Annotated in this window: 25 protein-coding genes and 1 pseudogene; 11 read left to right on the top strand and 15 right to left on the bottom strand. The window is 73.5% G+C overall.

Annotated elements, in window-relative coordinates; genetic code table 11:
- Nucleotides 1-66 precede the first annotated feature (66 nt).
- Nucleotides 67-1,797 carry a hypothetical protein gene (locus OHU35_RS32095; RefSeq protein WP_405507750.1) on the top strand — a complete coding sequence of 577 codons (1,731 nt, stop codon included), beginning with the start codon at nt 67-69 and terminating at the stop codon, nt 1,795-1,797.
- A gap of 6 nt (nt 1,798-1,803) precedes the next feature.
- Here the strand turns inward: OHU35_RS32095 and OHU35_RS32090 are convergent, their stop codons facing one another.
- Entirely contained in the window at nt 1,804-2,319 is a 516-nt protein-coding gene (locus OHU35_RS32090; protein ID WP_189721729.1) for a YceI family protein, read from the bottom strand.
- A 119-nt stretch (nt 2,320-2,438) separates the two neighbouring features.
- On the opposite strand from OHU35_RS32090, the gene OHU35_RS32085 reads away from it, so the two are divergent.
- The 5 genes from OHU35_RS32085 (at nt 2,439) to OHU35_RS32065 (ending at nt 6,427) form a co-directional block, all read left to right on the top strand.
- Complete coding sequence (locus OHU35_RS32085; protein ID WP_405507747.1) at nt 2,439-2,942, top strand: MarR family winged helix-turn-helix transcriptional regulator; 504 nt, start codon at nt 2,439-2,441, stop codon at nt 2,940-2,942.
- 137 nt (nt 2,943-3,079) lie between these two features.
- A complete protein-coding gene (locus OHU35_RS32080; RefSeq protein ID WP_189721731.1) occupies nt 3,080-4,414 on the top strand; it encodes a hemolysin family protein in 1,335 nt (444 codons plus the stop codon).
- Nucleotides 4,411-5,433 (top strand): hemolysin family protein, encoded by a 1,023-nt coding sequence (locus OHU35_RS32075; protein ID WP_189721732.1) that lies wholly within the window; start codon nt 4,411-4,413, stop codon nt 5,431-5,433. The genes OHU35_RS32080 and OHU35_RS32075 overlap by 4 nt, the downstream gene beginning before the upstream one ends.
- A 400-nt stretch (nt 5,434-5,833) precedes the next feature.
- Nucleotides 5,834-6,067, top strand: a complete 234-nt coding sequence (locus tag OHU35_RS32070; RefSeq protein ID WP_359888758.1) for a hypothetical protein — start codon at nt 5,834-5,836, stop codon at nt 6,065-6,067.
- Nucleotides 6,068-6,259: 192 nt separating this feature from the next.
- On the top strand, nt 6,260-6,427 hold the full coding sequence (locus OHU35_RS32065) for a hypothetical protein (RefSeq protein ID WP_189721941.1): 168 nt from the start codon (nt 6,260-6,262) through the stop codon (nt 6,425-6,427).
- On the opposite strand, the pseudogene OHU35_RS32060 reads toward OHU35_RS32065, so the two are convergent.
- The 12 genes and pseudogenes from OHU35_RS32060 to OHU35_RS32005 all read right to left on the bottom strand — a co-directional run.
- Nucleotides 6,396-6,485, bottom strand: a pseudogene (locus tag OHU35_RS32060) (DNA-binding protein); the annotation flags it as partial. The gene OHU35_RS32065 and the pseudogene OHU35_RS32060 overlap by 32 nt on opposite strands.
- A 190-nt stretch (nt 6,486-6,675) precedes the next feature.
- A complete protein-coding gene (locus OHU35_RS32055; protein WP_405507745.1) occupies nt 6,676-7,767 on the bottom strand; it encodes an acyltransferase family protein in 1,092 nt (363 codons plus the stop codon).
- A gap of 141 nt (nt 7,768-7,908) precedes the next feature.
- Complete coding sequence (locus OHU35_RS32050) at nt 7,909-9,561, bottom strand: ABC transporter ATP-binding protein (protein WP_405507744.1); 1,653 nt, start codon at nt 9,559-9,561, stop codon at nt 7,909-7,911.
- Complete coding sequence (locus OHU35_RS32045; RefSeq protein WP_189721930.1) at nt 9,558-10,334, bottom strand: ABC transporter permease subunit; 777 nt, start codon at nt 10,332-10,334, stop codon at nt 9,558-9,560. The genes OHU35_RS32050 and OHU35_RS32045 overlap by 4 nt, the downstream gene beginning before the upstream one ends.
- A 14-nt stretch (nt 10,335-10,348) precedes the next feature.
- Entirely contained in the window at nt 10,349-11,326 is a 978-nt protein-coding gene (locus OHU35_RS32040) for an ABC transporter permease (RefSeq protein WP_189721931.1), read from the bottom strand.
- Nucleotides 11,327-11,382: 56 nt separating this feature from the next.
- Nucleotides 11,383-12,957 (bottom strand): ABC transporter substrate-binding protein, encoded by a 1,575-nt coding sequence (locus tag OHU35_RS32035; RefSeq protein ID WP_405507742.1) that lies wholly within the window; start codon nt 12,955-12,957, stop codon nt 11,383-11,385.
- Nucleotides 12,958-12,981: 24 nt separating this feature from the next.
- Nucleotides 12,982-13,788 carry a class I SAM-dependent DNA methyltransferase gene (locus OHU35_RS32030; RefSeq protein WP_405507740.1) on the bottom strand — a complete coding sequence of 269 codons (807 nt, stop codon included), beginning with the start codon at nt 13,786-13,788 and terminating at the stop codon, nt 12,982-12,984.
- A complete protein-coding gene (locus OHU35_RS32025) occupies nt 13,785-15,008 on the bottom strand; it encodes an MFS transporter (RefSeq protein WP_189721738.1) in 1,224 nt (407 codons plus the stop codon). The genes OHU35_RS32030 and OHU35_RS32025 overlap by 4 nt, the downstream gene beginning before the upstream one ends.
- The gene (locus OHU35_RS32020; protein ID WP_405507738.1) at nt 14,992-16,044 is read right to left on the bottom strand and encodes a dipeptide epimerase; all 1,053 of its coding nucleotides are present in this window, start codon (nt 16,042-16,044) and stop codon (nt 14,992-14,994) included. The genes OHU35_RS32025 and OHU35_RS32020 overlap by 17 nt, the downstream gene beginning before the upstream one ends.
- A complete protein-coding gene (locus OHU35_RS32015) occupies nt 16,041-17,129 on the bottom strand; it encodes a PLP-dependent cysteine synthase family protein (RefSeq protein WP_189721740.1) in 1,089 nt (362 codons plus the stop codon). The genes OHU35_RS32020 and OHU35_RS32015 overlap by 4 nt, the downstream gene beginning before the upstream one ends.
- Entirely contained in the window at nt 17,126-17,965 is an 840-nt protein-coding gene (locus OHU35_RS32010; protein WP_189721741.1) for a Rossmann-like domain-containing protein, read from the bottom strand. The genes OHU35_RS32015 and OHU35_RS32010 overlap by 4 nt, the downstream gene beginning before the upstream one ends.
- Complete coding sequence (locus tag OHU35_RS32005) at nt 17,962-19,218, bottom strand: ATP-grasp domain-containing protein (RefSeq protein WP_405507736.1); 1,257 nt, start codon at nt 19,216-19,218, stop codon at nt 17,962-17,964. The genes OHU35_RS32010 and OHU35_RS32005 overlap by 4 nt, the downstream gene beginning before the upstream one ends.
- Nucleotides 19,219-19,365: 147 nt before the next feature.
- On the opposite strand from OHU35_RS32005, the gene OHU35_RS32000 reads away from it, so the two are divergent.
- Nucleotides 19,366-20,856, top strand: coding sequence for an alpha/beta hydrolase (locus OHU35_RS32000; protein WP_405507734.1), 1,491 nt, complete (start codon nt 19,366-19,368; stop codon nt 20,854-20,856).
- A 12-nt stretch (nt 20,857-20,868) separates the two neighbouring features.
- Here the strand turns inward: OHU35_RS32000 and OHU35_RS31995 are convergent, their stop codons facing one another.
- The gene (locus OHU35_RS31995) at nt 20,869-21,930 is read right to left on the bottom strand and encodes an N-acetylmuramoyl-L-alanine amidase (protein ID WP_189721744.1); all 1,062 of its coding nucleotides are present in this window, start codon (nt 21,928-21,930) and stop codon (nt 20,869-20,871) included.
- Between the two features lie 249 nt (nt 21,931-22,179).
- Between OHU35_RS31995 and OHU35_RS31990 the strand changes: the two genes are divergently transcribed.
- Nucleotides 22,180-23,691 (top strand): hypothetical protein, encoded by a 1,512-nt coding sequence (locus OHU35_RS31990; RefSeq protein WP_405507732.1) that lies wholly within the window; start codon nt 22,180-22,182, stop codon nt 23,689-23,691.
- Here OHU35_RS31990 and OHU35_RS31985 read toward each other — a convergent pair.
- Nucleotides 23,581-24,570 carry a LysR family transcriptional regulator gene (locus OHU35_RS31985; RefSeq protein ID WP_189721746.1) on the bottom strand — a complete coding sequence of 330 codons (990 nt, stop codon included), beginning with the start codon at nt 24,568-24,570 and terminating at the stop codon, nt 23,581-23,583. The genes OHU35_RS31990 and OHU35_RS31985 overlap by 111 nt on opposite strands.
- Nucleotides 24,571-24,660: 90 nt before the next feature.
- Between OHU35_RS31985 and OHU35_RS31980 the strand changes: the two genes are divergently transcribed.
- The 3 genes from OHU35_RS31980 to OHU35_RS31970 are packed head-to-tail and all read left to right on the top strand — an operon-like array spanning nt 24,661 to nt 26,587.
- Nucleotides 24,661-25,326: an RraA family protein gene (locus tag OHU35_RS31980; protein ID WP_405507730.1), complete on the top strand. Its 666-nt coding sequence runs from the start codon at nt 24,661-24,663 to the stop codon at nt 25,324-25,326.
- Nucleotides 25,323-25,979, top strand: a complete 657-nt coding sequence (locus OHU35_RS31975) for an RraA family protein (RefSeq protein WP_405507728.1) — start codon at nt 25,323-25,325, stop codon at nt 25,977-25,979. The genes OHU35_RS31980 and OHU35_RS31975 overlap by 4 nt, the downstream gene beginning before the upstream one ends.
- Complete coding sequence (locus tag OHU35_RS31970) at nt 25,976-26,587, top strand: RraA family protein (RefSeq protein WP_405507726.1); 612 nt, start codon at nt 25,976-25,978, stop codon at nt 26,585-26,587. The genes OHU35_RS31975 and OHU35_RS31970 overlap by 4 nt, the downstream gene beginning before the upstream one ends.
- Nucleotides 26,588-26,589 lie beyond the last annotated feature (2 nt).

Below are 26,589 nucleotides of genomic sequence, written 5' to 3'. Positions count from 1 at the left end.
GCCTCACACCGGACTCTTCACCTCCACCCGGTCCCCGCTCACCAGCGGCGATTAGCGTCCTGCGCCGTGTACTCGGCAGAAACCACGCTGGTGGTGCCCGGCCCGCGGACGCAGTCGGCGGTGGCCGTGCCGCCGCCCCCGGCCCCGTGGCACCGCGTCCTGACCCTGCTCGCCGACATCAGTCTGCTGATCGGTACGCGTGCGGTGTGGACGTCGGCGGCCGGTCACCGGCCGGCCGTGGCCGCGGTGATCTCGGGGTGCTACGCCTCGGTGCTGGTGTGCGGGGTGCTGACCCTGGTCGTCCGCCGGGCCAGGTCGCTGGCACGGGTGGACCTGTGCGTGCTGGTGACGGGCGTGACGCTCACCCTGTGCGCGTGGATCATGCTGCACGGCGGCTCCGACGAGGCGTTGCTCACCACCCAGGCGGCGCGGGAACTGGCCGCGGGACACGCGGTGTACGGGCAGCCGTGGCCCTGGCTCTTCGGCCACGGCGTGGCCCTCACCCCGACGGTGACCGGCGGCTACGACTTCACCTACGGCTATCCGCCGCTGGCCCCGCTGCTGACCGTGCCGCTGCTGTGGCTGGGCCATGGCGGTGCTCCGGCGACGGCGTTGAGCACGGGCGCGCTGATCGTCGGCACGGTCGTGCTGTGGCGGCTGCTGCCGGCGCCGTGGCGGTCGGCGGCGACCATGGTGTGTCTGGGCTTCGGGATGCTGCCGTCGTACGGCCGGCTCGGCTACCCGGCGATCGTGGCCCTGGCCCTGCTGGTGCCGGTGGTGGTGCGCTGGCCGCGGACGGGTGAGGGCGGGCGGCTCGGCGGGGCGGGTCTGGCGCGGGCCGCGTGCCTGGGGGCGGCGTGCGCGGCGCAGCAACTCCCCTGGTTCCTGGTGCCGTTCCTGCTGGCCGGGATCCACGCCGTGCGGCGCGGCGACCTGGGCGGACGGACGGCGGCGCTGGTGGTGCTGCGGTTCGCCGGTGCCGCGGCGACGGTGTGGCTGCTGATCAACACCTACTTCGCCGTCAGCGAGCCGGGCGCCTGGCTGACGGGGATCGCCCTGCCCCTGACACAGGGTGCGGTGGTCCATGGCCAGGGCCTGGTGGACATCTCGCTGTATCTGACGAACGGCAGCGACCGGCTCGACGGGTACTCCCACGCGAGTCTGCTGCTGTTCGCCGGTCTGCTCGCGCTGTTCGTGCTGTTCGTGCGGCGACTGGGCCCGGCCGCGACCGTCCTGCCCTGGTGCGCCTTCTATCTGGCGACCCGCTCCCAGGACGGCTACTACCTGATGATGACGCCGCTGTGGCTGGCGGCGGCGGTGACCGCTCCCGCGTCGGCGTTCGCCGGGGCGTGGGGGCCTCGTCCGCGTCTGCTGTCGGGCCCGTGGCGCGGTCCGGCCCGGATCGTCGCTACGGCGCTGCTGCTGACGCCGGCGCTGGGCAGCGCAACCGTGGCGGCGACGGGCACACCGCCTCTGCGCATGCGGGTCACGGCGGTCCGTCACCCCACCGCGGCGACCGTCTCCCGCATCGCCCTCCAGGTCAGCAACACGGACGGTAGGGCGCTCACCCCGCACTTCACCCTGACCACGGGCCAGGGCATGGACCCGTACTGGCGGGTCGTCCGGGGCCCGCGCACGCTGGCCGCGCACGGCACCGCCCGGTACGAACTCCGCCCGCCCGCAGGCCGGTTCCCCCTGCCCCGGCCGGGTGTCCGTGTCCGCCTGCGCGCGTTCACGGCGTCGCCGCAGACGCTGTCGAGCGCGGATGTGGGGCAGTCGCTCGGAGGGACGGACTGAGTGCGGTCAGCCCGTGGTGCGGACGAACCGGAGGGCGGCGGTGACCGTGGTCCGGCCGCGGATCATGCCCAGCTGGTTCCAGCCCAGGCCGAACTGGTCCCGGTCCACGCTGAACTCGGTGTCCAGGGTGAGCCCGGTGGCGTCCCCGTCCGTCAGGCGGGCGGTGAGGGACAGCGGCCTGCTGATGCCGCGCACGGTCAGCTGGCCGACGACGTGCACCTGGTCGCCGTCGCGGAGCTCGGCGCTGCGGGCCGCGAAGGTGATCTCGGGGTGGTGGTCGGCGTCGAAGAAGTCGGCGGACCTCAGATGGGTGTCGCGCTTGGCGTTCCCGGTGTCGAGGGAGGCGACGTCGAAGGTCAGGGTGCCGACGGCGGACCCGTCGGGCCGGACCTCGCCCGTGCCGTTCAGCGCGCCGAAGCCGCCCTTCACGGTGACCAGGCCCCACATGGTCTTGTGCCGGATGCCGACGGTCGAGGCGGTCGCGTCGAGCTGCCACAGTCCGGTTTCCACGGCGACGGTCATGATCGTTCTCCCACTCGTTTCGTCCAAATTTGGATGACTGCAATGAGTGCACGCTAGCGGCTCGTCCAAAATTGAACAACCCCCTGCTCCAAATTTGGACGACACGTAGACTGGGCGACATGGCCGACCCCGAGGAGAACCCCGCCGACCTGCCCGGATGTCCGTCCGCCGAGGGCAACGGACTACTGCCCGCCGAGCTGCGCGCCTGGATGCTGCTGCTCGCCGCCACGGGAGCGGTGGAGCAGCGGCTGCGGGCCGCCGTGAAGGAGAAGCTGGACATCTCGCACGACGAGTTCCTGATCCTGTGCCTGCTCGCCGAGCAGCCCGAGGGCGGCCTGCGCATGACGCGCGTCGCGGAACTCCTGGGCCGCCCCAAGACCCGCCTCACCTACCAGATCGCCTGCCTCCAGCACGCCGGCCTCGTCACCCGCAGGTCGGTGTGCGGGGACAAACGCGGCATCGAGGTCGCCCTCACGGACAAGGCCCGGGGCCTCCTGACCGAGACCTCCGGCCCGCTCGCCGAGACGGTCACACGGTCGCTCGCCCGTTTCATGGGCCCGGACCAGCGCGCGGCGCTGTGCGGGCTGGTGCCGGACCTCGCCGAGGAGTCCCGCCCGGAGTGAGGGGCACCCGGAGCGGGGCGCTGTTCTCTACAGCGTCGTAGAATTCGGGAACACGGGTGCGAGAAGGATCGTTGACCCGAGTACACACCCCACCTGAGGAGCGACTTCTTGTCCGCCAGATCGACGGACCTGCTGCGATGAGCGCCCCCGAGGCCCTGCTGGGTCTGCTCGCGGTGTTCGTGCTGACCGCCGGCACCGGCTACTTCGTGGCTCAGGAGTTCGCCTACGTCTCCGCCGACCGGCTCGCCCTCGCGCGTGCGGCCGAGGCCGGGGACCGCAAGGCCGCCCGGGCCCTGAAGGTACTGGAGCGGCTGTCGTTCATGCTGTCGGGCGCGCAGCTCGGCATCACCGTCACCGGCCTGGTCGTCGGCTTCATCGCCGAGCCGTCGGTGTCCGCGCTGCTGAGGCCCGCCCTGTCCGGGCTCGGCCTGCCCGACGCGGCCGTGAGCGGTATCGCCGTCGTCCTCGCCTTCGTGCTGGCCACGGTCGTGCAGATGGTGCTGGGCGAGCTGGCCCCGAAGAACCTCGCGATCGCGGTTCCCGAGCGGCTGGCGAAGGCGCTGGCCCCGTCCACGCTGGCGTATCTGAAGGTCGTCGGCCCGGTCGTGCGCATCTTCGACAACGCGGCGAACAAGCTGCTGCGCAAGGCCGGTATCGAGCCGGTCGAGGAACTGCACCACGGCGCCACGCTGGAGGAGCTGGGCCATCTGATCGGCGAGTCCCACGAGCGGGGCGCGCTGCCGAAGGACACCGCCGCGCTGCTGGACCACGCGCTGGAGTTCTCCGAGCGCTCCCTCGACGAGGTGATGGTGCCGCGCGCCGACGCCGTCTTCGTCCGCAAGGACGCCGGTGCCGAGGAGGCGATCGATCTGATCGCCGAGCACGGCCACTCCAACTACCCCGTCCTCGGCGACCACCCGGACGACATCGCTGGTGTGCTGGGCGTGCGCGAGCTGATGGCGCTGCCCGCCGCCCGCATCGCCGGCGCGACCGCCGGTGAGGTGGCCCGGCGGCCCCTGCTGCTGCCGGACACGCTCGCGCTGCCGGACGCGGTGACGCGGATGCGGGAGCAGGACGACGAGTTCGCGGTCGTCCTCGACGAGCACGGCGGCGTGGCGGGCATCGTCACCTACGAGGACATCGCCGAGGAACTGGTCGGTGACATCGCGGACGAGTCGGACACCGTCACCGTGCTCGCCGTCGCGGACGGCGACGGCTGGCTGGTGGACGCCGGGCGCCGGCTGGACGAGGTGGCCGAGGCCACCGGTGTCCGGCTGCCGGAGGACGACGACTACGACACCGTGGCCGGCCTGGTCGTGGACCGGCTCGGCCGCTTCCCGACGGTCGGCGACCACGTCACGGTCGAGCTGCCCGAGGGCGGCCGCGTCGTGATCGACGTCCGCACGCTCGACCGGCACGTGGCCGACCGAGTGCGGATCAGTCCGCTCGTGGAAGCCGAGGAGATGGCGTGAGTTTCCCCATGGCGGTCTTCGTGACCGTGCTGCTGCTGATCGGCAGCGGTTTCTTCGTGGCGGCCGAGTTCGCGCTGGTCGCCGCCAAACGGCACCGCATGGAGAAGGCGGCGGCCGAGGGGCGGCGCGGCGCCGGGGCGGCACTGGCCGGTATTCGCGAGCTGTCGCTGATGCTGGCCGGCGCCCAGCTGGGCATCACCGTGTGCACGCTGGGCCTGGGCTCGGTGTCCAAGCCGGCGATCTCACACGAACTCGACCCGCTGCTGCACAAGCTGGGCCTGCCCAGTGCCGTGAGCTACGGCGTGGCCTTCGCCGTGGCGATGGTCGTGGTGGTGTTCCTGCACATGGTGGTCGGCGAGATGGCGCCCAAGTCGTGGGCGATCGCCCACCCCGAGCGTTCGGCGATGCTGCTCTCCCCGCCCTTCCGGGCCGTGGTGCGGGCCGTGCGCCCGCTGATCCGGCTGCTCAACGCGGTGAGCAACGCGCTGGTACGGCTGTGCCGGGTGGCCCCGCGTGACGAGCTGGCCTCGGTGCACGACCGGGAGCAGCTGACGCATCTGGTGGAGGAGTCCGAGCGGCTGGGCCTGATCAGCGCGACCGACTCGGAGCTGCTGACCCGCTCGCTGACCGAACCGGAGACACCGGTCGCGGCGCTGCGGATCCCGGCCGCGGAGATCACCTGGGTCGAGGGCGGCGCGGACGTCGACGCGCTGTTGCGTTTCGCCGCCGAGCACGACCGCACCCGGCTGCTCGTCCGGGAGAACGGCGTCGTCCTCGGCTCGGTCCACGCCCGTGACGCGCTGGTCGCCCGGGCCCGGGGGCGTGCCACGACCGCGCGCGAACTGGCCCGGCCGGTGCCCGAGCTGACGGAGGCGACCACGGTCGCGGACGCGATCGAGGTACTGCGCCGCCGCCGGTCGTCCCTGGCCGTGGTCCGCGACCCCGCCGCCGGGCTCACCGGCCTGGTCACCCTGGACGACCTGCTGGCCCGTCTGATGCAGCCGGCCGCGGCGTCCTGACGGGGCGACCTGACGGGGCGGGACCGAACATCCAGCACATCTGCACACCGCCCGCCAGGACGCCGCAGGGCGGTGCACCCGGCGCCAAGTCCGTCTTGCGGCATGGGAAATTGACGCCGAAGTGCCCGCTTCGGAATTCGGGGCGCAATACACCTGCGTGCCGACGGGCGACAGGATGCGTGAAGAAGTGTGCGCAATTCAGCGACCCCGTGGTCATGGCGGTGAAGGTGGTCACCGAAATGCCGGGTGCGGCGACGGCATGCGGCTGGCCCTCCGCTCAGCGGAATGTTTTGATCCTGCGCACGGCGGCACCGCGGATGCGGGATCCCGGTCCCCGGAATCCCGCGATCACCCGCGCCGCTCCGCCATTGCGCACATTCACGCGAAGGGAAACACCCCCATGAACCTCACCCCCCGGGTCGACATCGCCGAGCTCTCCGACGCGGACCTGGAGCAGGTCTCCGGCGGCAACGCGGGCGGCGCTGCCTCCGCGGGCCTCGCGGGCGGCCTCTCCGCCGGCCTGGTCGGGCCGCTGACCGCCGAGGTCTGCGGGAACCTGCAGGCGGCGCTGTCGACGGAGGGCGCGGCGGGCGCGGCGGGCGCCAACGCGGGCGTTCACACGACCTCGCTCTGACGAACCCCCCGCGAAGGGCCCCGGGCGCGACTCCCGGGGCCCTTCGCGCTGTCCATGGTCACAATGTTGGGGAATTCGCGAAGCACGTGACGGGAATATGAGCATGACGGGGGTGGGTAACACCGCAGAGGGTCATGACGCAGACTTACACGGGCCCCTCAGACCCGGCTGTAAAGCGATAGGACCAACCCTGTGAAACCCGACTCGATCCGGACCGAAGAACTTCCGATCTACGAGAGCCTCATCCGCGAACGCGGTGACGTCGTCGAGGAGGCCCGCGTGGTGGCCGAAGAGACGCAGCACCAGATGACGGAGGCGCTGAACGGTCTCACGCCGGCGGGCCGTGGCCCCAGTTCATGAGTGAGGGGCGCCACCGGCAGTCCTCCACGTCGCCGGAGGGCCGCCGAGCCAGGTGCCGGAGGCGTGCCCGGTGGACTCGCCCCGCCCTGCTGCTGCCCGGCGCTCCTCGCCGTCCGCGCCGGCTCACTTCTTCCTTTTAAGCGCGGACGGCGCCTTTCTTCGGCTTCCCGCCCTCACCGCGGCGCTTCGCCATGCCCGTGCTCCCTCGCGGAGAAGTGTGCTGTCTCTCAAGCGTGCGGGCTCGACGCTCACCCCGCCGCTCGGCGGAAGGCCCCCTCCATCCCCGGTTCCGTCACGCAGCGGAACAGACGCCGTACGGACGGCGTGCACAGCGCTGTCATGACCGCGGCGGCCACCAGGGTGGCCGTGAGCGCGCCGACGGGCCCCTGGACCCAGGCCGGTTCGTACCAGCCCCAGTACTTGGCGGCCTGCGCGACGAAGCCGTGCAGCAGATACCCGCACAGCGTGCCCGCGCCCAGTGCGGTGAACCACATCCGGCGCCCCGGCACCCAGGCGAGGAAACAGGCGACCAGGACGACCGAGCAGCCGAAGGCGGCCAGGGTCATCAGGGGCCCGTACCAGAACGGCGCGGCCAGGGCCCGGGCGCTGTCGGCGTGGAAGAACCAGGCGTAGTTCATCCGCGGAACCGCCCAGTACGCCACGGCGAGGGCGCAGACGGCGACCGGCACGGCGAGGATGCGCACCTTGCGCCGGCGCACCAGCCGGAAGTGCTCCGGCCTCAGCAGCAGCCCGAAGACGAAATACGGCAGGAACTGCAGGGTGCGTTGCAGGTCGAGGTCGTTGCCGATGGACGGCGAGAGCGTCGCCAGCATCGCGATGACGAAGGCCAGCGGCAGCGGCCACCGCACATGACGCCAGAGCGGCGTCGTCAGCCGCCAGACGAACAGCGCCGCGAGGAACCAGGTGAGGTACAGCGGGTCCAGCAGGCTGATCGGCCGGTCCGGGTCCTGGCTGGTCCAGCGGGTGAACAGGGTGTACGCCGTCTCGAACACGACGTACGGGACGACGACGCCGGTGACCAGGCGCTTCAGCTTCCCCGGGCTCCCGTCGAAGGTGCGCGAGAAGTAGCCGGAGATGATGATGAACGCCGGCATGTGGAAGGCGTAGACGAGCATGTAGAGCGCGGTGACGGCCCTGCTGCCCGGCCGCAACGGCTCCCAGGCGTGCCCCACGGCCACCAGCACGATCGCCAGGTACTTGGCGTTGTCGAAGAACGCGTCCCGCTGCCGGACCGGTCGGGCCGGCGTGTCCTGCTCTTTCGTCCGGGTAGCCCGGGCCCCTTCGGCCGCCGGGCGGGCCGTTGCCACCGTGTCACTCACGGGCCCTCCCCCAGCGACTCGAAGCGGCAGTGCCTCGTCTTGCGTGGAGTAAGGGTGTGGTGTCTGCGCAGAACATCGCCCGCACCTTAATCACAGGGCCGTGCCCTCGTTCAACTCGTAACGGGTGTAACTCGCTTCGGTTCATGCCCGGGTATACGTATCGAGACGGGCGATCGTCTCCGCGAGGGCGGCGGTGAAGGGATGGCGCGGCTCGGTCAGGACCCTTCGGGCCGGGCCCTGTTCGACGAGTTCGCCCGCGTCCAGCACGGCGATGCGGTGGGCGAGCGCCGCCGTGTCCAGGTCGTGGGTGATGAGCACGAGGGCGAGGTCGTCACGGTCGCGGACCAGTGCGGTGAGCAGGTCGAGGATGCCGCGGCGCGTGACGGTGTCGAGGCCGGAGGTGATCTCGTCGCAGACCAGGACCCGGGGGCGGGCGAGGAGGGCGCGGGCGAGGGCGGCGCGCTGGAGTTCACCGCCGGAGAGCTCACCGGGGCGGCGGCGGACGAGGCCGTCCGGGAGCCCGAGGCTCGCGAGCGTGGTCAGGGCCTCGTCCGTGGCCGTCTTCTCGTCGGTGCCGCGCAACCGGACGGCGGTGCGGGCTACCTGGACGAGGACGGGCCGGTGCTCGTCGAAGGCGGCCCGGGCGTCCTGGAAGACGTACTGCACGGCCGCCAGTTGGGCACGGCTGCGCTGCCGCAGGCTGCGCGGCAGCGCGGTCCCGTCGAGCAGGATCTCGCCGTCGTGGTCCCGGTGGAGTCCGGCCAGGCAGCGGGCGAGGGTGGTCTTGCCGCTGCCCGAGCGGCCGACGACGGCGAGGCATTCACCGGCGTGCAGGTCGAGGTGCGGGGCGCGCAGGACGGTAGTGGTGCGGCGGCGGGCGCCGCCGTGGTGCCGGGCGATGAGGTGGCTTACGCGCAGGACGGGGGGACGGATCAGGTCGGGGGTGTCCTCGGCGGCCTGGGCACGGGCAGGGCGGTCGGGTACCGGCCGGGCGGGGGCGGGGCTGACGTCGTCCTGCGCCATGTCCGTGCCGCTCTCGCCGGCGAGAGCTGTGCCGTGTTCGGTGAGCAGGCGGCGGGTCCATTCGTGGCGGGGTGCGTGCCACAGGCGTGGGGTGGGGCCCGACTCCACGACGCGGCCCGCGCGCAGGACGAGGACCTCGTCGGCGAGGGCGCGGACCACGTCCAGGTCGTGGCTGAGCAGGACGACCGCGATGCCGCGGGCCGCGACCGCCGCCAGCTGGTCGACGACGCCGCTCTTGGTGAGCACGTCCTGGCCGGTGGTGGGTTCGTCGGCGACGATGACGCGGGCGCCGAGGAGGAGGGCCTGGGCGAGGGCGACGCGTTGCTGCTGGCCGCCGGAGAGCTGGTGAGGGTAGCGACGCAACAGGGCCTCAGCGTCGGGGAGTTGGGCCGCTGCCAGGGCTTCGAGCACCCGTTCCCGAAGCGCCGTGCGGCGCTGCGCGCGGGGCAGGTGGCGTACCTGGGCGCGGGCGATGTCGTCGAGCAGGGCGCTGACGCGGCGGGCCGGGTTGAGGACGGCGGCGGGATGCTGGGGCACGTACCCGACCGGGCCGTCCCCGGGCCGAAGCACCTCCCCGGTGACCCGGGCTCCGGCCGGATACTCCCCCAGCAGCGCGAGGCCGGTGGTGGTCTTGCCGCTCCCGGAGGCACCGACCAGGGCGGTCACCCGGCCGGGGAGCACGCGCAGGTCCACCCCGTCGACGATGGCCCGGCCGGCGATCTCGACGCGCAGGTCACGGATCTCGGCGACCAGGTCGGTCTCATGGCTCACGGGCGTCGCCCTTTCTTGTCCAGTGCGGCGTCGAAGAGCAGGTTCGTGCCCGTCGTCAGGGCGACGATCAGCAGGGCGGGCACGACCACGGCCCAGGGCTGGATGAACAGGCCCGTGCGGTTGCGGTCCACCATGACCGCCCAGTCGGCGGCGTCCGGGGCGACGCCCACACCGAGGAACGCGGCCGTCGACACCAGATACAGCACGCCGGTCAGCCGGACACCGGCGTCGGCGGCCAGGGTGCGCAGGGCGGAGCGGCCGACGTAGCCGACGGCGACGCGCCACCACGACTCGCCCTGCACGCGCAGCGCCTCCACGGCGGGCCGGGCCGCCGCCTCGGCCGCCGCGGCCCGTACGATCCGGGCGGCGTCGGGCACGTTCACCAGCGCGACGAGCAGCGCGAGGCCGGCCGCGCCCGGCGAGAACACGGACGCCACGAGCAGGATCAGCAGCAGCGACGGTACGGCGAGCAGCACGTCCAACGGCCGCATCAGCAGCTCCTCAAGCCACCGTGCGTGGGAGACCGCGGCGGCGAGTCCGACCGGCAGGGCGACGAGGTAGGCGAGGGCCGTCGCGGCGAGCGCGGTCAGCACGACCGTACGGCCGCCCTGCAGCACCTGCTGCCAGACGTCCCGGCCGACGAAGTCGGTGCCGAGCCAGTGGCCGCCGCCGAGGGTGAAGGAGACGGCGCGGGGGCCGGGGTCGCCGGCGAACAGTGGCCCCAGGAGGGCGAGAAGCAGGGGGACCGCGACGACGGCGAGGCCGAGCAGCATGCGGCGCGGGGCTCTCACGCCGCCACCCCCGCCCGCGGCGTCAGCCGGTACGCCACCACGTCCGCGCCCAGGTTCAGTACGACGGTCAGCACGCCGAACACCACCGCCAGCCCCTGCACCACCGGCACGTCCCGCTCGGCGACCGCGTTGAGGAGAACGGTTCCCAGGCCGGGGATCACGAAGAGCGCCTCCACGACGATGACCCCGCACAGCAGCCAGTCGACCGTGCGGGCGAGTTGCTGGGCGGCCGGGGCGAGGGCGTTGGGCAGGGCGTGGGCGTAGCGGACACGGGCGCCGGGGACGCCGTAGCGGCGGGCGTGGGCGGCGTAGGGCGAGGCGAGGGCGTCGACCATGCCGGCCCGGACCAGGCGGGACAGGGAGCAGACCGGGCGGGACAGCAGGACCAGCACCGGCAGGACGAGCACGGCCGGGTGGCCGAGCAGGTCCGTGCCGTAGCCCACCGCCGTCGGCGGCAGCCAGGCCAGCTTCAGCGCGACGACCGTCACCAGCAGCACCCCGAGGGCGAATTCGGGCACGGCGTACACGGCGAGTGTCACCGAGCTGACCAGCCGGTCGATCAGCCGCCCCTCGTGGTGCGCGGCGAGTACGCCGAGACCGAAGCCGAGCGGGACGAGCAGGGCGACGGTGAGCGCGGCCAGCAGCAGGCTCGGGCCGAAGCCGTCGGCGATGTAGTGGGCGACCGGGCGGCCGGAGGTCAGGGAGGTGCCGAAGTCGCCGTGCAGCAGGCCTGCGGCCCAGCTCAGCAGCCGTTCGTGGGCGGGCCGGTCGAGGTCCATGGCCTCGCGGATCGCCGCGATGCGGGCGGGGTCGGGCTGGTCGCCCGCGAGGGCCACGGCGGCGTCGCCGGGCAGGGCCTCGGTGAGGGCGAAGACCAGCAGGACGACGGCCACGGTTTGGACCAGGCCGAGCATGAGGCGCCGGGCTGTGAAGGGGCCGAGATCGCCGAGCGCCGTGCCGCGATGGGCCGTCATGTATCCGCGGCGCCGTCGTGGCTGTTCGCGCAGTTCCCCGCGCCCCTTCGGGGCGCTCATGCCAGCCACACCTTGTCGAAGCGGGCCCAGTCCAGGGTGTTGGCCGGGGCCTTGGTCTCGACTCCCCTGACTTTACGGGCCGTTCCGAGGATCCAGTCGGCGAAGCCCCAGACGAGGAAGCCGCCCTCGGCGTACAGGCGGCGCTGCATCCGCTCGTAGACGGCGGCCCGCTCGGTCTTGTCGCGGGTGGACTGCGCCTGCTGGTAGAGGGCGTCGAAGTCCTTGTGCCGCCACCGGGTGGCGTTGGTCGTGGAGTCGGTGAGCAGCCGCTGGGAGATGTGGGCCTCGATGGGCATGGCGCCGGAGCGGTAGCAGCACAGGGTGCCGCTGTCGAGGATGTCGCTCCAGTAGGAGTCCTTGCTGCCCATCCGCACGTCGATCGTGACGCCCGCCTTGGCGGCCTGGTCGCGGAAGATGCCGGCCGCCTCGGTGAAACCGGCGGCGACGGCCGAGGTGTCCAGGGTGACCTTCAGCTTCTCGGCGCCGGCCCGCTTCAGCAGGGCGCGGGCGCGGTCGAGGTCCTGCTCACGCTGGGGCAGACCGTCGGCGTAGTACTCGTAGCCCTTGCCGAACAGGTCGTTTCCGGCCTCGCCCGCGCCGGACAGGGCACCGTCGACGAGTTCCTTCCGGTCGGCGATGAGGAAGAACGCCTCGCGCACCCGCCGGTCGTCGAAGGGCGGCCGGTCGGTCTTCATGCAGAACGCCTGCATGGCGCTGTTGCGCAGCCGGACGATCTCGATCTGTCCCCGGCCCTCGTGGGCGCGGGCGGTGGTGGGGTCGAGTTCGTGGGCGTACTCGACCTGGCCCGCGAGGAGGGCGTTGACGCGCGCGGACTCCTCGTTGGCGACCACGAATTCGAGCTCGTCGAGATGCGGGGCGCCGTCCCAGTAGTCCTCGTGGCGGCGGAAGACGGCGGAGCGGCCGGGCGCGAAGGAGACGAAGCGGAAGGGGCCGGAGCCGATCGGCCGCCGGGCGAAGTCGGTGCCGGTGGCGTTCTCGGGAACGATGTAGGCGCCGAACGCGGCCAGGACGTTGGGGAATTCGGCCGTGGGGCGCTTGAGGACGAACTCGACGGTCCGCTCGCCGGTGGCGCGGCTGGCGTCGAGGTCGATGGGTTCCAGGGACGCCTTCGCGCGGAACGCCTGCTTGGGGTCGGCGATCCGGCGGTAGCTGTAGAGGACGTCCTCGGCGGTGACCGGCCTGCCGTCGTGGAAGGCGGCCTCGCGCAGGGTGACCTGCCAGCGGTCGAGGGTCTTGTTCGACTGCCACGCGGCGGCGAGGCGGGGACTGGCGGAGAGATCGGCGTCGTAGTCGGCGAGCTTGTCGTAGAGGGCCTTGGCGCGGGCGACGTCGGCGAACAGGCCGGCCAGGTGCGGGTCGAGGGTCTCGCTCGCGCCGCCGCCGGCGAAGGCGGCACGCAGCCGTCCGCCGCGCTTCGGCGTGCCGCCGCTGCCGCTGTCCGTCTTGTCGTCCGTGCCGCCTCCGCAGCCGGCGAGGGCGAGGGCGGCGGCACCGGTGGTGGCGGCGAGGAAGCCGCGTCGGCGCAGGCCGGGAAAGCGTTCGTCATGCATGGCTGGTCCTTCGTGTCCTTCGGGTCAGGGGGTGTGGAGGCGCGCGACGACGTGCAGCCGGTCCCCGTCGGTGGTGTTGCCGGGCAACTCGCCCTGCCGCCAAGGGGGTTCGGTGCGCGGGCCGGGGCCGTCGTGCAGTTCGAGCACCTCGAAGTCGTGCGCGGCGAGGAAGCGCCGCAGCTCCTGCGGGAACAGCAGTCGCCAGGCGGAGTGCTGTTCGGTGGGCGGGGAGCCGTCGTCCGTGGTCCAGACGCGGGTACGGCGGAGCAGTTGGGCGGTGCGATCGACGGTCAACGTGGTGTTCGACCGGTAGGCCGTGCCCTGCCAGGCGAACTCGTCGACGGCCGGCCGGTCGAGCAGGTCGGTGCGGCCCAGGAAGTACGCGCCGTTGCGCATCTCGGCGACCAGCAGCCCGCCCGGTGCGAGGGCGTGGCGACAGGAGGCGAGGAAGCCGTCGAGCTGGTCGTTGGTATGGCAGTACAGCAGGGAGCTGTCCAGGCAGACGACCGCGTCGAAGGCGTCGTGGCCCAGGTCGAAGCCGTGCAGGTCGGCCCGGACGTACGCGGGGCCGGGATGGCGGTCGCGGGCGTGGGCGAGCATCGCCTCGGAGAGGTCGGCGCCGGTCACGGCCCGGCCGGACCGGTGCAGGGCGGCGGCGTCGCGGCCGGTGCCGCAGCCCAGGTCCAGGACGCGCGGCCCGGCCCCGTGGCGGCGCAGGCAGTCCTCCGTCCACCGGGCGGCCAGCCGTTCGGGGTCGGGGAAGCGGGCCTCGTACAGCTCGGGGTGGTCGGTGAGGAGGTTGGCGGGCACGCCGCCGCGGAAGTCGCTCATACGGTGCTCCGCTCGCGCACCGGGTCCGCGGGCTCCGGCAGCGCCCCGCGGCGGTACAGCCACGCCACCGCGCCCGCCGAGGCCAGCCCGAACAGGGCACAGCAGACCCAGGGCAGCCAGGAATGCCCGCCGCTCTCGCCCGTGTCCATGGCCCAGCCGACGGCCGTGTTGCCGAGGGCCGCGGCGACGCCCGAGACGACGTAGAAGATCCCGAAGTACGTGCCGGTCAGCTCGGGCCGGCCGAAGCGCGGGATCAGCTCCATCACGAACGGCTGCGCGATCATGATGCCGAGGTACAGCAGCAGCGCGCCCGCCAGGACGGGCACGGCACCTGCCGTGAGGGCCGGCGGCAGGAAGGCGAGCCCCATCACCGCGAGCCCGACGGCTATCCAACGCGCCCTGTTCCCCTGGGACTTGAGACGCTTGGTGATCCGCAGCTGGAGCGCCAGGTTGGCGACCGTGCCGACGAGGAAGACGATGCCCGCCGCTCCGTCCCAGCCGGTCGCCTTCCTGGCCCCGTCGGGCAGCAGCAGATAGAGCTGGTTCTCCAGGGTGAACATGCCGACCATGGCGAGCGCGAAGGCCACGAAGGCCCGGTTGCCGAGCACCTCGCGCCAGTCCCCGAGGACGCCGCCTCCGCTCGGCTCGACCTTCCGCGCGGGCAGGACGAGGGCCTGCGCCACGGTGAGGACGGCGAAGATCCCGGCGGCGGTGAGCGCGGACGTGCGGAAGTCGACGAGCAGCAGGGCGCTGCCCAGCAGCGGGCCGATGAGCGCGCCGGTCGTGGCGAACACGTTGAACAGCGCGAACGCCTCCGCCTTGCCCTCCCCGGCCTCCTGCGCGAGATACGCCCGGACGGCCGGGTTGAACAGCGCCCCCGCGAGCCCGCTCAGCACGGACGCCGCGAGCAGCACCGTCAGCCCGTCGCCGAGCGCGAACAGCGCGAATCCGAGGGTGCGCAGGGCACAGCCCGCGATGATGACGCCGCGTGCGCCGAGCCGGTCGGAGGCGGAGCCGCCGATGATGAACAGGCCCTGCTGGCTGAGGTTGCGGACCCCGAGGACGATGCCGACGACCGCCGCCGACAGGCCCAGATTCTCGGTGAGGTGGGTGGCGAGGTAGGGGATGAGCAGGTAGAAGCCGGTGTTGACGCCGAGCTGGTTGACCAGCAGGAGCCGCACGGCGAGCGGGAAGCGCCGCATCTCATGCCACGTCCGCACGGACCGCCACCTCCTCGACGCCCAGGCCGGCGAGGCCGCTGGTGCGGACGACGCCGTCGGCGCCGCCGATCCCGGTCCACGAGTCGTGGGCGAGCAGCAGATGCCCGTCGAGGTCGGCCCAGCGGGCCCGGTCGGCCAGGTGGACGGCGGGGGCGAGTCCGAGAGTGCTGGCGGTCAGACAGCCGAGCATCAGGCCGGTGCCGCTGTCCTCGATCAGCTCGGCGATGCGCAGGGCCGCGTGTACGCCGCCGCACTTGGCGAGCTTGACGTTGACGCCCTGGACGCGACCGGCGAGGCGGCGGACGTCCTCCAGGGTCACGGCGTCCTCGTCGGCGATGACGGGCAGCGGTGCGCGTTCCGCGAGGGCGCCCAGGGCGTCCGGGTCGCCGGGCGGGACGGGCTGCTCGACGGCTGCCACGCCGAGGTCGGCGAAGCGCGGCAGCAGGGCGTCCGCCCGCGCCACGGACCAGGCGCCGTTGGGGTCGAGGAGCAGCCGGGCCCGGGGAGCGGCGTCGCGGATGACACGCACCCGCTCGATGTCGTCCTCGGGGTCGGGGGCACCCGCCTTGACCTTGATGACCTCGAAGCCGCTGGCGGCGAGGCGACGGGCCTCGGACGCCGCACGGGCCAGGGCCGTGATGCCGATGGTGCGGGCGGTCGCGGCAACGGGCGGGGCGGTGGTCCCGAGGAGGCGGTGCACGGGGACGCCCGCGCGCTTGCCGGCCAGGTCGAGCAGCGCCGACTCGACGGCGGCGGTGACCGCGGGCGGCACGTCACTCGCGGTCAGCTCCCCCGCCCGCAGGGCCTCCAGGGCGCTCTCCGGACCGGCGAAACGGCTCAGGTCCACGGCGGTGAGGAGGCCTACGAGCGTCTCGGTGCCGAGCCCGTAGTAGACGCTGGTGACGGCCTCGCCGTGGCCGCGCAGTCCGTCGTGTTCGACGGTGAGCCATACGGCGTCACGCGCGGTCATGGTGGAACGGGAGATGCGCAGCGGCTCGGCGAGTTCGAGGCGTACGGTGCGCAGGCTGGACTTCACGGGCTCTCTTTCTCCAGGGCGGGGGCGGCGAGCGGGTCGCTGACGCGGGTGCAGCGGACCCAGCCGGCGGCCTCCGCCGCACAGGGGTGCGGTATCTCGACGGGCCGGGTGGCCGCGGCGGCCGGGTCGAGGCCGTGGGCGGCGGTGAAGTCGTCGTCGTAGACCGTGCCGAGGTAGCGGTGCGGGCCGTCGGGGAAGACGGTGGCGACGACCGCCCCGGGATGGACGCGGGCGGCCCAGGCGGCGACCCGGGCCGCGGCGCCGGTGGACCAGCCGCCGCTGACGAAGGCGCCCCGCGCCAGTCGGCGGCAGCTGTCGACGGCCTCGGCGGGGCCGACCCAGTGGACCTCGTCGAAGGCGTCGTAGGCGACGTTGCGCGGGTGGATGCTGCTGCCCAGGCCGCGCATCAGCCGGGGCCGGGCGGGCTGGCCGAAGATGGTGGAGCCGGTGGCGTCGACGCCGATGAGCCGCAGGGCGGGCCAGTGGCGGCGCAGCGGGCCGATGATGCCGGCGCTGTGGCCGCCGGTGCCGACGCTGCACACCAGGATGTCCAGATGGTCGAGCTCGACGGCGAGTTCGGCCGCCAGGGAGGCGTAACCGGCGGTGTTGTCGGGGTTGTTGTACTGGTCGGGCCAGTAGGCGCCGGGCAGTTCGGCCAGCAGGTCCCGCAGCCGGGCCAGGCGTGCGGCCTGCCAGCCGCCCCGCTCCGCCGGACGGTCGGCGATCTCCAGCCGTACCCCGTGGGAGCGCAGCAACTGGCGCATGGACGGCTCCAGTTCCCGGTCGCCGACCAGCACGACGGGATGGCCGAGGGCCTGTCCGGCGAAGGCGAGTCCGATGCCGAGGGTGCCTGAGGTGGACTCCACCACCGGGGCGCCGGGCAGCAGTTCGCCGCGCTCACGGGCGCCCAGCAGCATGGACACGGCGGCCCGTGCCTTCATCCCGCCGGCGGCGAGCCCTTCGAGCTTGGCCCAGAAGCCGGGGTGCGGGCCGGGCAGGTCGGCGGCGATGCGGGCCAGTGGGGTACGGCCGACCAGGGAGAGCAGTTCCCGTCGCGCGGCCGGGCGAAGCGCGGTCGCGGTCATCGCCCGCCCCCCGGACAGGAGCCGTCGTAGCGGTGCAGGACACCGGGGCCGCCGTCGAGCCAGAAGAACGGGTACGGCTCCGCGCACACCGCGCTCACGCCCTGCCCGAGGAAGCGCGGCAGCACGGCGCTCCCGGTCTGGGCGAACATCACCAGCTGCTTGCCGTGCGCCAGCGCGTGCCGCCGCAGCGGTTCGAAGGTGCCGTTGCCCAGGGTCATGCCGGAGACGAGCAGCGCGTCACACCGGCCGGCCGCGGCGAGCGCGTCGGCGACCACCGGCTCGTCCCACTCGGTCGCGCCGCCCTTGAGGTCACACGGGATGTACCGCAGGCCACGTGAACGCAGCGCCTCCAGAAGGGAGTTGACCACTCCCACCACGAGCACGGTGGCACCGGGCGGGAGGTCGAGCAGGCCGACGACCGCCTGGGCCCGGGCCCGGGACTTCTCCAGCGACGAACCGGCGGGCAGCGGGACGGGGCGGGCCCCGTTCGCCTGGGTGTGCGGCAGGACGTGCATCAGATAGGCGTCGAGGGCCGCCACCCGCACCGGCAGCAAGGGATGCTCCAGCAGCCGGGCCACGTCCGCGCCCACACACTCCTCGACCGCGCTGTCGGGCAGCGCCCCGGGCTCGACCGCGCAACTGCCGACGGCCTCGGCGAGACGGAGGCTGAGGACCTCGTTGCGGTAGCCCGTGCCCCGTCCGTCGTGCCGGACGGCCTGCCGGGTGGTGAAGGCGACGGCGACGCGCAGCGTGCCCGGGTCGGGCCCGAGGGCCCCGGCGCGCACCAGGTCCTCGAGGCCGTCGTACGAGGTGCGGATGCCGGTGAGCGCGGTCATCGGATCACCAGTCCCGCCCGCAGCCCGTCCAGCACGCTCTCGACGCGTGCGCGGGCGCCGTGTCCGTCGGCGTCGCCGGCCATGACGTGCCCCAGGTAGTCGTTGTTGCTGCCCGCCGCCTGCACCGCCTTGCCGGGTTCGGCGAGTCGCACCTCCAGCACACCGGGCAGGTCGCACACGCTCACGCCGTCCAGCGCTTCGAGGGTGCCCGAGGAGCCCGGCACCAGGAAGCCGACGGCCGCGCTGCGCAGCCCGGTGTCCGTGTGCCGCAGGTCGGGTGCGCGGCCCAGGGCGACGTCCACGAAGGCGGCGGCGAGATCGATCCCGGTGACGTGCCGTACGAGCTCGGTGATGCGGTTCCCGGCGGGCCGGGGGTTGACCTCGACCACGCGCGGCCCGGCGGAGGTCAGTTTGATCTCCGTGTGCGCCACGACCCCGTCGGTCAGGCCGAGGGCCTTGAGGGCGGCCAGCGCGGTCCGTTCGGCGGCCTCGGCGTCGGCGAGGGACAGTGCGGCCGGGAACATGTGCCCGGTCTCGACGAAGGCGGGCGCTCCGCCCACGCTCTTGTCGGTCACGCCCACCACATGGACCGCGCCCGCGTACGACACCGTCTCGACGCTCACCTCGGGACCGTCCAGCAGCTCTTCGAGCAGCACCACGGGCGTCCGCCGCTGTCCGCGCGCGTTGACCGGGAAGTCGGCCAGGGCCCGGCAGGCGGCGGCGAGTTGGGCCTCGTCGTCCACGCGGCGCACGTACATGCCCGCGCACAGGTCGACGGGCTTGACGACCAGCGGGTAGCCGATGTCCCGCGCGGCCCGCGCGATGTCGGCCCACTCCTCCCGGACGGCGAAGCGCGGGCCCGGCACTCCCGCGTCGCCGAGGACGCGGCGCGTGGTGTCCTTGCGGCAGGCGTCGCGGACCGCCTCGGGCCCGGGGCCGGGCAGACCGAGACGCTCCGCGATCCGCGCCACGGCCGGCAGGTAGTAGTCGCAGGACGTGACGACCCCGTCGAAGCCGAGCACCCCGTGCAGCCGCTCGACCTCGGGCAGCAGCGCCTCGACGTCGTTGGTGTCGGCGGTGATGACGTTGCGGGCGCCGAGCAGCGGATGGGCGGTTCCCTCCGGGGCCGAGCGCAGGTAGTGGTGCAGGTCACGGGTGAGGAACGTGAACGCGTGCCCGTTCTCCCGGATCGCCCGCGGCAGCAGTCGGCTCATGGACCCGACCCAGCTCTCGACCACCAACAGATGAGCCACAACTCCCCCTTTCTTGCAGTGAGTCAGAGGCGTGCGGGCAGCCCGGCGAGCCCTCCGGGGGGAGGGTGCCGGGGGTTGCCCGCCAGAGACGTTATCGATAATCATTTTCATTGTCATCTGATTGGGCGAAGATCTTCTGGAGACCCCTTGACCCGTCCCGCACGCCGCACCGCACTGCTGTGCGCCCTCGCGGCCGCCACCGCCCTGCTCCCCGCCGCCCCCGTCCGGGCGGCCGAGCCGCGCTCCCCGCTCCGCTTCACCGACTGCCCCGACTCCGTCCCCCGGCCGGCCGCGCCGGAGCGCGTCGAGTGCGGGCGACTCAGCGTGCCGCTGGACCGGCACCGCCCCCGAGGGCCGCGCATCGAGGTGGCGGTCTCACGGGTCCGCGCCTCGGGAACCCCCGCCGAACGGCGCGGCATCCTGCTGGTCAACCCGGGCGGCCCGGGCGGCTCCGGGCTCCCCTACGCGGTCACGAAGCGGGCCAAACTCCCCGAGAGCGTGCGGCGTGCGTACGACGTGGTCGGCTTCGACCCGCGCGGCGTGGGACAGAGCACCCCGGTCTCCTGCGGCCCGATGGGCGGCCTCTTCGACAGCCCGGGCGGCGACCCGGTGCCGGCCGGGGCCCCGGCGGAGCGGGCGTACCTGGCGTCCCTGCGCGCCCTGGCCGACGACTGCGCGACGCACGCGGGCCGCCTGCTGCCCCATCTGTCCACCGAGCAGACCGCGTACGACATGGACGCGATACGCGGAGCCCTCGGCGAACCGCGGACGAGCTTCCTCGGCGTCTCCTACGGCAGTTGGCTCGGCGCCGCCTACACCGCCCGCTTCCCGCACCGCGTCGGCCGGATGGTGCTGGACAGCGTGGTCGGGCCGTGGGACTGGTACGACTTCGATGTGATCCAGAGCCGGGCGCTGCTGCGTCAGCGCGGGACCTTCTTCGCCTGGACGGCGGCCCATGGAGAGCGTTTCGGCCTGGGCGGGACACCGGGCGCGGTGCGGGAGGCGTATCTGCGGGTGCGCCGGAGACTCGCCGCGCGGCCGGTGGCGGGCTTCGGTCCGGCGGAGTTCGACCGCGCGGTGTACCGCGCGCTGGGCCGCACCGAACGCTGGGAGGGCCTCGCCGACGGGCTGCGCGGCTACCTGGCCGACGGCGCCCCGGGCGGGCTGCGCCCGGCCACCGCCTTCGACGGCCCGGACTCCCGCAATTACGAGGCGGCCAACCGGGTCGTCAAGTGCGCCGACGGGCCGGGCCCCGCCCCCCGCGACATCGTCACGGACATCCGCCGCACCCGCCGTCTCGACCCGCAGCCGGTTTTGACGGGCATGGAGGCGAGCACCTGCGCCTACTGGCACCACCGGCCCGGCCACCGCACCCCGCTCGGCAGTCCGGACGCGCCGCCGGTGCTTCTCGTCGCCTCCGCGCACGACCCCGTCACACCCGTCGAGGGGGCCCGCGGTCTACGGCGCCTGCTGCCCGGTGCACGCCTGGTCACCCTCGACAACGACTACTCCCACGGCGTGTTCGCGAGCCGCGGCAACGCGTGCGTGGACGACACCGTCGCGGCGTATCTGGTGCGCGGAACGGTGCCGTCGGCGGACGTGCGCTGCACGGGTCCGGGCCTGCCGGCGGTTCGGTAGAGAGCGCCGGCCTCAGGCCTCCTGCCACACCAGCACGGTCAGCACCGCGTTCGCGACGGTGACGGGCACCGCGGCCTGGCTCAGCAGCCGCACCCGCATACTGCGCCCCGAGGCGAGCCGCTTCGTCAGGGGCAGGACCACGAAGGAACCGCCCCCGGTCCCGGTGATCTCGTGGATCGGGTGGTCCGCGCGGTGCTCGTCGCCCTCGTACTCCGACATGCGCGCCTGCACGACCGCACCCGCCGGCAGACCGTCGATCTGGAGGCTGACCGTCCCGCTGAACCGGGCCGGGCCACGGGCGAACACGCTGCCGCCGGTGGCGTGGTGGCCGGTCTCGTCGGTCCACTCCGTGGTGAACTCGACCGAGTCCCAGGCGCCGGGCGCGAGCTCGTACTCCCCGGCGACACCTAAGTTGACGTACTGGGGCATGGGGTCCTCTCCTTCCCACCGGCCCGCCGGCAGGGCCAGGGCGTCGGCGACATCACGGCGGAAATCGGCCATGTCGAATCCGCGCGGGTCGACCTTCCAGTCGCTCCATTCCAGGTGGCCGATCGCGCTCTTGTGGCCCCAGCCGTGCGCGCGGCAGACCGCGGCGGTGGCCTTGACCATGGCGAGGTACTGCTCGCGCGGCCACGGGTCCTGGCCGTCGCCCTTGTTCTCGCACTCCCAGCCGTAGAACCGGGCGTTGCCGTCGACCGCGCCGGCCGAGCCGTCGTGCTCGTGCGTTGCCGGCGGGTACGTGCCGTACGACTCGCCTATGACGGCGTTCAGGACGTCACCGTCACCGCCGCCGGCGTGGTTGGCCCGGCCGTTGCCGGTCAGGTGGACGACACCGTCCTTGGTGATGCACCCGGTGGCCAGCGGACCGGGCAGGGCGCTGTGGCCGTGGTAGATCAACTCGACGACGTCCGTGTCCGGCCCCGTGACGGTGTGGTGGATCATCACGCCGTGTACGGGGCCCCAGGGACCCTTGTGATTACGGTTGTTGGTGCGCCAGCCGCCGACCTCGTGGACGGCGCAGCCCTCGGCCTTCAACGCGGCGACGAGCCGGGCGGCGGTGAGTGGTGTGGCCATGCGTCGGTCCTCCGTTTCGACGCGCTCGCGCCGGTCCGAAGACTGCGGGCCCGGCGGCGGAGCGTGCCTGCGGAACGCTTCGCCCGAAACTGCCCTGGAAACTCGCCAGGCCCTCACTCACCATTGTTCCGCCGCTTGCCTCCTCGCTCACCTCGCCGTGCCCCCGCACACAAATTCGGCGGGATTACGACCCTGCCGCAGCAGTCAGGGCACGGCCGCTGTCAGTGGCCCGGCGTAGGGTCCGCTGCCATGAGCATCCCCGCCGTCGAGGAGTCCTGGGCCCGCATCGACGCCTGGCTGACCCGGCACGCTCCCGCCACCCACGCGACCCTGCGCCCACCGGCATCACGGGCCGGCGTCGAGGCGGCCGAGCGGACGCTCGGGGTGGCGTTCCATCCCGACCTGGTGGCTTCACTGCTTTTCGACGAAGACTTGCTCTCCTACGCGCAATGGCCCTCGCTGCGTCATGTCTTGGCGGACTTCGCGGACGCTCTGGAGCAGGCTCTCCCGTTTCTCGGGCGGGTCCCCCTCGCCGTGGACGGAAAGCTGCTGTGGGAGGAGCAAAGAACCGTGCCCGCCGACCCGGTCTCCCCACTCAGCCACGCCACCGCGCTCGCCGAGCCGGAGTCGGACCCACCGTTTCCTCAGCGCCCGGTCTTCCCGAACGACACCGAAAGCGCCGTGCCGGCACCCGCGCAGGGCATCGCCGAGGGAAGCACGCGGAGACTCTTCTTCGTCCGCACCGGCCGCCCGCGTCCCGAACCGCTCCCGGACCAGCCGGACGTGGCGTTCGCGGCGGGTCTGACGCCGGGCGAGATGCTGCGCCGGCTCGGCGCGATCCCCGCCACCGTCCGGCCGCGCGACCGCCGGCAGGCCCAGCGGGCGGTGGAGTCGGCGTGGGCCGCGCACCGGCCCCTGGTCCGCGCGGGTGCTGTCGGCGGATGGGCGTACGCCACGATCGAGGGCGGCGTGGCGCAGTTCGCCCGGCCGGAGGTGCTGCGCGTCCTGTCCGCCGGCACGCGGGTGGTGGTCCTGACCAGGCAGGGCCCCGAGGTCGCTCTCACCTTCGCGGAGGACGGCGTGCCGTGCCCGGAGGAGGACACCCGGCGCGTCATGTCACCACGGGAGGGCAACCACGCCGGCGGACCGTGGGCGCGGCGCCTCGGTGTGGACCTCTGGCCCGGATCCACCGCCGCCTACACCGGCTTCCTGGCCGTCCTGGAAGAGGAGTTCGGGATCGTCCACGACCCGGACGAGGAGGGGCCGACGGAGCTGACCAGCGCTCTTGTGCTGCCCCTCCTGGACGACCTGCGGGAGCGTGAACCCGAGGCGCGGGTACGGGACTTCGACCTGGCCGGGCTGGTGGAGCGCACCCCGCCGCGACGACTGCGCACCGCCGTCGCGGCCCAGCTGGCCCGACTGGCGGCCGAGACGCGCCTCGACACCCACCCGGAGGTGACCGAGGCCCTCGACCGGATCCGGCACGGCCTGCCGGTCGACTGCGACCAGGACGATCCCCTGGCCGTGCGGATGCGGACCCTGGTCGCGGAGGTCCACGCGACCAGGACGATGCTGTCCGGCGGCGACAGCGGACCCGTGTCCGAGGAGGACCTCACCGCATGGGTCGCGCGCGGCGACGCGGCCGACGCGCTACGGGCCTTCCTCCGGCTCCCGTTGCCCGTCGCCGCGGAGGCGGTCCTCCAGCGGCGGGTCTCCCTCCACTGGCGGGACGAACTCGCCGCCGACCTGGGCGGCACGTGAGCCGGCGGCGTGGCGCAGGAACTCCTCCACCAGCGGCTCGTGCCCGCCGTCCCGTGAGACCAGGGAGAGTTCGACGATGTCGGCGGTGTCGCTGAGGGGACGGTAGGCGATCGGGCCCTGGATCGAGCGGACCGCCACGTTCGGGACGAGGGTGACGCCTAGGCCGCAGGCCACCATCGCCAGCTGGGTCAGGATGGAGTTGGCGACGTGCCGTGCCTCGGGGGTGAAGCCGGCCCTGCGGCAGGTCGCCATGAGCTGGTCGTGGTAGTCGGGGGACGCCTCGCGGCGCAGCCACACCCAGGGCTCGTCCGCGAAGCCGGAGAGGTCGACCGGGTCCGTGGTGTCCCCGGTCAGCGGATGCCCCTCCGGCAGCGCGATCACGAACTGGTCGTGCCGCCAGGGCCGTACGCGCAGGCCGCGCACCGGTGCGCTCGGCCGGATGACCGCGAGGTCGATCTCGTGCCGGGCGACGGCCTCCTGCCCCTCCCCCGTGTCGACCTCCGTGAGGTGCAGGTCGACGCGGGGCCGGGCGTCCCGGAAGGCCGACAGGGTGCCGAGCAGCGGCTCGCTCAGCGCCGAGGTCACCACGCCGATCCGCAGCGTGCCCACCAGACCGGCCTCGGCCTGGGTCGCCACCTCGTGGGCGTGCCGGGCGGCGGCGACCAGTCTGCGGCACTCCTCGGCGAACGCGCGGCCGGTCTCGGTCAGCCGTACCCTGCGTTCGCCGCGGTCGAACAGCCGCACGCCCAGCTGCCGTTCGAGCTGGAGGATGGCCTGGCTGAGAGGCGGCTGGGACATCCGCAGCTGCTCGGCCGCGCGGCCGAAGTGGAGCGTCTCGGCGACGGCGAGGAAGTAGCGGGCCTGGCGGACCTCGATCATGTGTCGCTCCGCATTCGAGTCGCTCCGCATATCGACGACAGAGGAAATCAGACCTTCAGTATATGGAGACCCGTTGTTTGACTGGGGGGCATGACTGCTGGACATTCCCTGTTGGCCCGGTTCGCGGCGCTGGACAGCGCCACCGTGTCCGATGCCCTCGACGCCCGCGGGCTCCCTCCCGGCCAGGGCGGTCTGCGCCCGATGTGGGGCACGCCCAAGGTGACCGGATTCGCGCGGACCATCGCACTCGAACCCCTGACCGGCGAGCACGGCGGCTCCCACATCCTCACGGACGCGATCGCCGAGGCCGGTCCCGAGGACCTCCTCGTGGTCGCGAACGGCGGCCGTACGGACGTGTCCTCGTGGGGCGGCATCGTCAGCGTCGGCGCCTCGGTGCGCGGCGTCCGCGGTGTGGTCACGGACGGTGCGTGCCGGGATGTGGAGCAGGCGCGTGAGCTGGGTTTCCCGGTGTTCGCGCGCGCCCGGGTGCCGGTGACCGCGCGCGGCCGGCTGCGGCAGAGGTCCTCGGGCGAGCCGGTCTCGCTGGGCGGGGTGACCGTCGGCCCCGGTGACGTGGTGCTGGCGGACGAGGGCGGCGTCGTGGTCGTCCCGCGCGAGCGCGCCGCCGAGGTACTGGAGGCGGCCGAACGGCTCGCGGAGCGCGAGGCGGCCATCGAGGCCGAGGTACGGGCCGGTGTCCCGCTGCCGGACGCGATGCGCGATGCCCGGCTGGCCGGAACGGAGGCGACGCGATGAGCGGCCTTCTCGCGCGGCTGCGCGCACTGCCCACCGCCGCGCTCTCCGACGCCCTCGACGGGATCGGCGTCGAGGGCGCCCTGCACGGCCTGTCCCCTCTCTCCGACGGCTTCCGGGCGGCCGGCCCGGCCTTCACCGTCCGCTACGCCCCGGTCGACGAGTCCGGCGCCGGCACGGTCGGCGACTTCCTCGACGACGTCCCGCCCGGGTCGGTCGTCGTCATCGGCAACGACGGCCGTACCGACGTCACCGTGTGGGGCGGCATCATGACCGGGCTCGCCGCCCACCGGGGCATCGCCGGCACGGTGATCGACGGGGTGTGCCGGGACGTGTCGGCGTCCCTGGCGCAGGGCTACCCGCTCTTCAGCCGGGGCCGGTTCATGCGCACCGGCAAGGACCGGGTGCGCCTGGTGTCGGTCGGCGAGCCGGTGACCGTGAGCGGCGTCGAGGTCCGCCCCGGTGCGCTGGTGTGCGCCGACGCCGACGGCGTGGTCGTCGTACCGGCCGCCGAGGCCGGGCGCGTCGCCGAGATCGCCGAGCGCATCGAGCAGGTCGAGGCCGGGATCGTCGACGCCGCGCGCCGGGGCAGCACCCTGCGTGAGGCCCGCGAGCGGTTCGGCTACCACTCGCTCCAGACGAGGAGCCGGTCATGACGGACGCGGCACGCGGTCACGGCACCGCCACCCTCTACGAGGCGTCCGCCGAGGCCGCCCGTGCCTGCGATCCCGCCCTGCGCGCCGCCTGGCCGGGAGCCAGGGTGGCCGGCCCGGCGTTCACCGTGCAGGGCGTGGGCGGCGACAATCTCGCCCTGCACCGGGCGGTGGCCGAGGCCCCGCCGGGCAGCGTCCTCGTGGCCGACCTCCAGGGCGCCCGGCACGGCCACTGGGGCGAGATCCTCGCGGTCGCAGCCCAGCAGCGCGGCATCCGCGGCCTGGTCGTCGAGGGCGGGGTACGGGACACGGCCGAACAGGCGGAGCTGGACTTCCCGGTCTTCGCCCGGCACATCACCGTCGTCGGCACGGGCAAGGACCACCCCGGCCGGTTCGACGTCCCCGTCCGCGTGGGGGACGTCGTCGTGCGGCCCGGCGACCTCGTCGTCGGCGACGCGGACGGCGTGGTGGTCGTACCGGCCGAGGCCGTGCCGGGGACGCTCGACCGGGCCGATGCCCGCGTGCTGGCCGAGCAGCGGGCGCTCGAAGCGATCCGCACGGGCACGACGACCCTGGAGTACTACGGCCTGCCCACCGGGCCCGGCGCCTGACA

This window comes from Streptomyces purpurascens (assembly GCF_045040895.1).
In the GTDB taxonomy this organism is placed as follows: domain Bacteria; phylum Actinomycetota; class Actinomycetes; order Streptomycetales; family Streptomycetaceae; genus Streptomyces; species Streptomyces purpurascens.
This window is presented reverse-complemented; position numbering and strand designations above follow the sequence as displayed.